A 7096-nucleotide genomic window follows, 5' to 3' on the forward strand; every position below is an offset into this window, starting at 1 on the left:
CCTTTAGGATTAGCGATTCGTGATAAGCGATTAGCGGTTTGCGATGTCTCATCAACCATCAACCATCAACCATCCCTCCCATGCCCACCTCCATGCCTGCCCTTGTCAACTTCGCCGCGGCCTCCGGGAGTGTGGCGTTGCGCGAAGTGCCCGTCCCCACGATCGGATCGGAGGACGTGTTACTCAAAGTCGAATCGGTGGGGGTGTGCGGGAGCGACCTGCACCAGTGGCACGGCACCCACAGCTGGCCGGTCAATTACCCCTGCGTCCTGGGGCACGAGTTCGGAGGCGTCATCCTCCAGGCCGGCGCCGACGTTAAACGATTCAAGGAAGGCGATCGGGTGGTGAGCGAGACGGCCGCGGTGATCGACCTCTTCTCCCCCCTCACCCGCGCCGGCCAGTACAACCTGGACCCCTCGCGCAAAGGCTTCGGCTACGGCGTCGACGGCGCGATGGCCAGTTACGTCCGCGTGCCCGAGCGGTGCCTCCACGCCGTGCCGGACACGCTGCCGTTCGACAAGGCCGCCCTCACCGAGCCGTGCTGTGTCGCGTTTAACGCGATGTGTATGAACACCCGTATCCGGCCGGGCGACTTCGTGCTCGTGATCGGGCCGGGGCCCATCGGGTTGTTGTGCGCGGCCATGGCTAAACTCAACGGCGCCATCGTGATCCTGACCGGCCTGCCCGCCGACAGCCACCGGCTGAATGTCGGCCAACAGCTAGGGGTGGACATCGTGCTCACGGAGCGGGTGGTCGAGCAGGTGCGCGAGCTCACCGGCGGCCTGGGCGTCGAGGTGGTAGTGGACGCCGCCGGCGTGTCGGACACCCTCAAGCTGGCCATCGACGCCGTCCGGCCGGCGGGCCAGATCACGAAGGTCGGCTGGGGCCCGAAACCCCTCAACTTCAGCATCGACCCCCTCGTCCAGAAAAACGTCACCCTCCAGGGCAGCTTCTCCCACAACTGGCCCGTCTGGGAGCGCGTCATCCGCCTCCTCGACAGCGGCCTCATCAACCTCGACCCCGTCATCAGCAAAGTCGCCCCCCTCGCCGACTGGCACGACTGCTTCTCCCACATGCTCGACGGGAGTTATGTGAAGGCGGTGTTGAAACCCTGAATTAAGGCAAAAGGGAAAAGGCAAAAGGGAAAAGGGGGGAGATACTTGCTGCGAGTACCAGTGTTTTTCCTTTTGCCTTTACCCTTTTGCCTTTTCCCTTTTCCTTTTCTCTTTTGCCTTTTGCCTTTCCCCTTTTCCCCCATGCCTCTCGCCGTTTTCCCCAAATGCTTCCTCGACCAGCTCTGTGTCACCGGTGAGATGACGGTGGATGACTGGCTCGACCTCGCCGGCACGCTGGATGTCGACGGGTACGAGTTCTACTGGGGCTTTACGCCCTGGCAGAATCCCGCCGAGTTGGAACGGATCCGCCGGCGCGTGGAGGACGCCGGCCGGAGCATCCCGATGATGTGTTTTTCGCCCGACTTCACCCGCCCCGCGCGTTCCGAGCGACTTGAGGAAGTGGAGAAGCAGAAAGAAGCCATCCTCGCGACGGCGCGGCTCGGGGGGCGGTTTTGCCGGGTGCTGTCCGGCCAGCGCCGGCCGGAGGTCTCCCGCGAGGCCGGCATCCGGTGGGTCGTCGAATGCATCCATGAGGCCCTGCCGGCCGCCGAGGCGCACGGCGTCGTCCTCATCCTCGAAAATCACTACAAAGACGGCTACTGGTCCCACCCCGAGTTCGCCCAGAAGGCGGACGTCTTCCTCGAACTGGTCGACGCCATAGGCCCGCACCCGTACTTCGGCATCAACTACGACCCCTCGAACGCCATCGTCGCCGGCGACGACCCGATTATGCTCCTCGAGGCCGTAAAACACCGCGTCGTATCCATGCACGCCAGCGATCGCTACCTGGAGGGCGGGACGCTGGAGGACCTGCGCCGCCTCGAGGCCGACCCGCACACGGGCTACGCCGGCATGCTCAAACACGGCGTCATCGGGCAGGGCATGAACGATTACGACCGCATCTTCACCCTCCTCCGCGAGGCCGGCTTCCAGGGCTGGGTGTCGATCGAAGACGGCCAGGACCCGGCCGTAGGGATGGACCACCTGCGCGAATCGGCCGTTTTCCTGCGCGAACGGATGCGCCGGCACGGACTAACCTGAAAAATGAGTTCACATAAAAATGGTCTGCCCGGATGAAATGGTGCGCCACCCCCCGCGAAGCGTTGCGGATCAACCGAAAATTTGGTAATAAGAAGCGCGAGCGTCGCACCCGGCGCCCGACCCGTTAACAGCGATCCCGATATGAAGCGTTCCTTACCCAATATCATCACGACCCAGGAGTACGATATCTGCATCGTAGGCTCCGGCGCCGGCGGCGGCATGGCGGCCAAGGTACTGGCGGAATCCGGCGCGAAAGTCGTCGTCCTCGAGGCCGGCCCGACCTGGTACTCGGAGTCGGACGGCGCCATGTTCAAGTGGAATTACGAGTCCATGCGGCGCGGCGCAGCCACGCCGGAACGGCACTTCGGCGAGTTCGACGGCTGCCTCGGCGGCTGGTCGCTGGACGGCGAACCGTACACCCACGCCCCCGGCACCGAGTGGCGCTGGTTCCGCTCCCGCATGCTGGGCGGCCGTACCCACCACTGGGGGCGCATCTCCCTGCGCTTCGGGCCAAACGACTTCAAGGTGCGCAGCATCGACGGCGAAGGGGACGACTGGCCGATAGGGTACGACGACATCAGTCCGTATTACGACAAAGTAGACCAGCTCGTCGGCATCTTCGGCACCAACGAGGGGATCTATAACGAGCCGGACGGCATCTTTTTGCCTCCGCCCAAACCGCGCTGTTACGAGCTGCTCGTCAAGAAGACCTGCGACACGCTCAACATCCCCGTCATCCCCTCGCGGCTCTCGATCCTGACGAAGCCGCACAACGGGCGCGCCGCCTGCCACTACTGCGGCCAGTGCGGGCGCGGTTGCGCGACCAACTCGAACTTTTCCTCGCCGTCCGTCCTCCTCCGGCCGGCCCTCGCCTCGGGCAACCTCGAGATCATCCCGAACGCCATGGCGCGCGAAGTCCTGACCAACGGCGAAGGCCTGGCGACCGGCGTTTCGTACGTCAGTACGGTGGATGGGCAGGAGTATCAGGTGAAGGCCCGCGTGGTCGTGCTCGCCGCCAGCGCGTGTGAGTCCGCCCGCCTCCTGATGAACTCGAAGTCCCCGCAACACCCCAACGGCCTCGCCAACTCGAGCGACGCCGTCGGGCGGTACATCACCGACTCCACCGGCACCAGCGTCGCCGGCATCATCCCCCAGCTCATCAACCAGAAACCCCACAACGACGACGGAGTGGGCGGGATGCACGTATACATCCCCTGGTGGCTCGATGCGAAGAAGCAGGACTTCCTCCGCGGCTACCACTTCGAGATCTGGGGCGGGCGGGACATGCCGGGCGCCGGCTTCATGGGCGGCATCCACCGGTACAACGGCGTCGATTATGCCCTCGGAATGCGTAAACCGCGCGGCGGCGGCGGCTACGGCGTGTCCCTGAAGAACGACTACCGATCGATGTACGGCTCCATCGTCGGCTTCTCGGGACGTGGGGAGATGATCGCGCGTCGCGAGAACCGCTGCACGATCGACGAGCGGGTCGTCGACAAATACGGCATCCCCGTGCTCCGGTTCGACGTCCGCTTCAGCGACCAGGAGTACAACCAGGTCAAGCACATGCAGGAAACCGCGCGCGAAATCATCCACGCGATGGGCGGCACGCCGATCACGCCGATGCCGACGAAAGAAGACGGCTACGGTATCCATCCCCCGGGCGAGATCATCCACGAGGTGGGCGCCGTCCGGATGGGCAGCGACCCGCGCAACTCGGTGCTCAACGCCAACTGCCAGGCGCACGACGCCCGGAACGTATTCGTCGCGGACGCCGGCCCGTTCACTTCGCAGGCGCACAAAAACACGACCTGGACGATCCTGGCCCTCTCCTGGCGCACGGCCGACTATATCGTCGACCAACGCAAAAAAGGCAACCTGTAATCCAACGCCCTATGAATCGCAGAGAAACCCTTAAACTGCTGGCCGTGTCGCCCGTGACCGCGGGCTTCACGTGGACGAGCCGGGACGCCGCCCATGCCTCCGAGCAGGCGCGCGCCGTGACCGACCGCTCGGCATTCGCGCCGGCCTTTTTTAACGACCACGAGTGGCGCACCCTCCGCCTCCTTGTCGATATCGTGATCCCGGCCGACGACCGCTCCGGCAGCGCGACCGACGCCGGCGTGCCGGAATACCTGGATTTCATGATGACCGACCGGCCCGACATGCAGACAGCCATGCGCGGCGGCCTCGCGTGGATCGACGTCCAGTGCCGCAAACGATTCAGCGCCCCTTTCGCCGATTGCACCGGTGTCCAACAGATCGAGCTGATCGAGGATATCGCCTACCCGGATGCCGCTCCCGAAGGCGTGGCGCACGGCGTAGCGTTTTTCAGCAGCTTCCGAGACCTCACCGCCTCCGGATTCTGGTCCAGCAAGCTGGGCGTCGAAGACCTCAAGTATATGGGCAATGTGTTCGTTCCAGAGTGGAAGGGATGCCCCGACGAAGTACTCAACGATCTCGGAGTTCGCTATGAAGAATAATCGCGCCATTGGCGTCCTGCTTACGCTGCTGCTAATCAACACCGCCTGTAATGGGCAACAGACCGCGCTGTTTAACGGCGAGGACCTGGCCGGATGGACGGTCTACGGCACCGAGCGGTGGTATGTCGAAAACGGCGAGCTGATCTGTGAAAGCGGGCCGGACGCCCAGTACGGCTACCTCGCCACCGACGCCTCGTACAAGGATTTCGAGCTAACGCTCGAGTTCAAGCAGGAGGCGAACGGCAACAGCGGTGTGTTCTTCCGCTCCTCCATCGAAGGCACGACGATCACGGGCTGGCAGGTGGAAGTGGCCCCGCCAGGCAACGACACCGGCGGCGTCTACGAATCGTACGGGCGCGGCTGGCTGGTGACGCCGGAACCCGAGAAAGACAGCGCGCTGCGCATGGGCGAGTGGAATGAGATGAAGATCCGAGTCGTCGGGGACCACGTCCAGAGCTGGCTCAACGGCACCCCGATGGTCGACTTCCACGACGAAAAGATCGGCCAGGCGAACGGCTCGATCGCGCTGCAGATCCACGACGGCGGCGGCATCAGGGTCCGCTGGCGGAATCTACGGATCGAGCAACTGGGGTGAACGAGGCTGTTCGGGTCCGCCATGAGGCCGCACACCGGGCCTACGCCGGCCTCGAACCGGAAGGCATTCCCCATCCGCCGCATCCCATCGCGCATTACGAACGTCGTGATGCGCGGCGGCTCGATGGGATCTCGCGCGCGCTGGATCGACTGGCGCGTCCGTTTATGCGTTTTGGCGGCCGCCGAATCTCGAGCTACAACGGGATGGGGTATATCGGCATCGTCGCCGGTACTGCCGCCGGCGCCGCCGTGGGAGCCGTGCGCGGCCTGTCGCCCGGGGTACTCGCCGCCGTCTGGCTCGCGGTGGTTCTGGTATCGGCTGCCCAGATCGTGGCTACCGTCGTGGTGACGGGTCGCGACCGACTCGTCTTTCTCCGTTTTCTGCTGGGCGGCCTGGTGGCATCGGCGCTTGTGGCCGGGCTCGCCGGCGTATCAGTTCTGGCCGTCCTGGATGCCGTCATCGTGGGGTTCGGGGCGCTGCAGGCGCCGGGGCGCGTGGGGTGTTTCATGGCCGGTTGTTGCCACGGCGTGCCGGCCGCATGGGGGGTATCGTACGGCGCTCGTCATACCGCATCGGGCATTCCACCGGCCCTGTTCGGGGTACGATTCGTTCCCATCCAACTCCTGGAAAGCGGGTGGATCGTGTTGTGCACGTTCGTCGCCATCGTGCTCGCCTTTTCCGGCGCCGCGGCCGGCGTCCCACTGTTCGTGTATATCGCCTTTTACGCAACCGGTCGCTTCAGTGTGGAATATGCTAGAGGCGATCGGTATCGCCTCGCCCACGGTGGGTTGACCGAAGCGCAGTGGATCACCCTTGCGCTGACGCTCGGCGCGAGCGGCGCCGTCCTTGCCGGGGGCGCGCCGGCCCCACGGTGGTTGCCGGGTGTACTCGCGTTGCCCATCCTCTTCGCGCTCTGGCAGGCGATGCGTCGGCGTCGCGATGGCGGAGCGACTGAGCCACACGATCTGTTTCTCCTGGCCCGGGCGATCGACACCCTCGAAGCCGGCGACGCGATGCCCGCCCGTCGCCCCGGCGCCGTCCATGTCGCCCGGATGACCAACGGGGTCCTCGTCTCCCGCGAGCCGGCGGTTGACGGGATCTCGCTCACATTCACGCTATCAGGAACAGCCGGGTTGCTTGCCCCCCGAAAGGCGCGGCGCCTCGGGGCGTTTCTGTTTCGGCTCCGTCCGGCCATCCAACAGGCTGTACTTTATAAAGCCGGCGCAAACATGTATCATATGGCCTGCCGGCTCACCCGCTCTGTTGACGCGCCGGCCCCCACTCCTTTTCTCGCATGAGTCAATCGAAATGAACAACACCCTGGAATCCTGCCGCGCCACGCTAAAGCGCCGCTGCGAAGACCTCCTGGCGCACCCAAATGTGGTGGCCGTCGGCGTCGGCTACAAGGTGACGGACGGTAAGCGTACAAATACGCTCAGCATCGTGTGTTCGGTCGTGAAGAAGGTGAGATCCAGCGAGCTGGCGCCTGAAGACCGCATCCCGCCAGCCGTGGATGACATCCCGACGGATGTCGTGGAGACCGGCGTGATCAGGGCGTTTGCCGACCGGACCGCCCGCTACCGCCCCTCACCAGGAGGATGCAGCATCGGGCACGTGGAGATCACGGCTGGCACCCTCGGTTGCCTCGTCCGCAAAAACGGGCAAACGTATATCCTCTCCAACAACCATGTCCTGGCCAATAGTAACGCAGCCAGGGTCGGGGATCCCATCTTACAGCCTGGTCCGATCGACGGCGGGCGTTTCCCGCAGGACCAGATCGCGACGCTCGCCCAGTTCATCCCGATCTCGTTCCCCGGAGGCTCGGATCCCGGCAATGGCGGCGGGGGCGATGGGGGTAGCGA

7 protein-coding genes are annotated in these 7096 nt (G+C 64.6%); all 7 read left to right on the plus strand.

The window, feature by feature from the left end; genetic code table 11:
* Positions 1 to 80 precede the first annotated feature (80 nt).
* Positions 81 to 1115, plus strand: coding sequence for a zinc-binding dehydrogenase (locus SH809_02430; GenBank protein MDZ4698539.1), 1035 nt, complete (start codon positions 81 to 83; stop codon positions 1113 to 1115).
* A 141-nt stretch (positions 1116 to 1256) separates the two neighbouring features.
* On the plus strand, positions 1257 to 2156 hold the full coding sequence (locus SH809_02435) for a sugar phosphate isomerase/epimerase family protein (protein MDZ4698540.1): 900 nt from the start codon (positions 1257 to 1259) through the stop codon (positions 2154 to 2156).
* Positions 2157 to 2297: 141 nt separating this feature from the next.
* A complete protein-coding gene (locus SH809_02440) occupies positions 2298 to 4040 on the plus strand; it encodes a GMC family oxidoreductase (protein ID MDZ4698541.1) in 1743 nt (580 codons plus the stop codon).
* 11 nt (positions 4041 to 4051) lie between these two features.
* Complete coding sequence (locus tag SH809_02445) at positions 4052 to 4639, plus strand: gluconate 2-dehydrogenase subunit 3 family protein (GenBank protein MDZ4698542.1); 588 nt, start codon at positions 4052 to 4054, stop codon at positions 4637 to 4639.
* Positions 4629 to 5234, plus strand: coding sequence for a DUF1080 domain-containing protein (locus SH809_02450; protein ID MDZ4698543.1), 606 nt, complete (start codon positions 4629 to 4631; stop codon positions 5232 to 5234). The genes SH809_02445 and SH809_02450 overlap by 11 nt, the downstream gene beginning before the upstream one ends.
* Positions 5231 to 6532 carry a prolipoprotein diacylglyceryl transferase gene (locus SH809_02455; GenBank protein ID MDZ4698544.1) on the plus strand — a complete coding sequence of 434 codons (1302 nt, stop codon included), beginning with the start codon at positions 5231 to 5233 and terminating at the stop codon, positions 6530 to 6532. Before SH809_02450 ends, SH809_02455 begins: the two co-directional genes overlap by 4 nt.
* A gap of 10 nt (positions 6533 to 6542) precedes the next feature.
* The coding region (locus SH809_02460) for a hypothetical protein (GenBank protein ID MDZ4698545.1) at positions 6543 to 7096 on the plus strand (554 nt) is incomplete at its 3' end.

This window comes from Rhodothermales bacterium, assembly GCA_034439735.1.
Taxonomy (GTDB): Bacteria; Bacteroidota; Rhodothermia; order Rhodothermales; family JAHQVL01; genus JAWKNW01.

Excerpts from the sequence above, each read along its gene's own strand:
- SH809_02430 (MDZ4698539.1), top strand. The coding sequence starts at position 81 with ATGCCCACCTCCATGCCTGCCCTTGTCAACTTCGCCGCGGCCTCCGGG.
- SH809_02440 (MDZ4698541.1), top strand. The coding sequence starts at position 2,298 with ATGAAGCGTTCCTTACCCAATATCATCACGACCCAGGAGTACGATATC.
- SH809_02450 (MDZ4698543.1), top strand. The coding sequence starts at position 4,629 with ATGAAGAATAATCGCGCCATTGGCGTCCTGCTTACGCTGCTGCTAATC.
- SH809_02435 (MDZ4698540.1), top strand. The coding sequence starts at position 1,257 with ATGCCTCTCGCCGTTTTCCCCAAATGCTTCCTCGACCAGCTCTGTGTC.
- SH809_02445 (MDZ4698542.1), top strand. The coding sequence starts at position 4,052 with ATGAATCGCAGAGAAACCCTTAAACTGCTGGCCGTGTCGCCCGTGACC.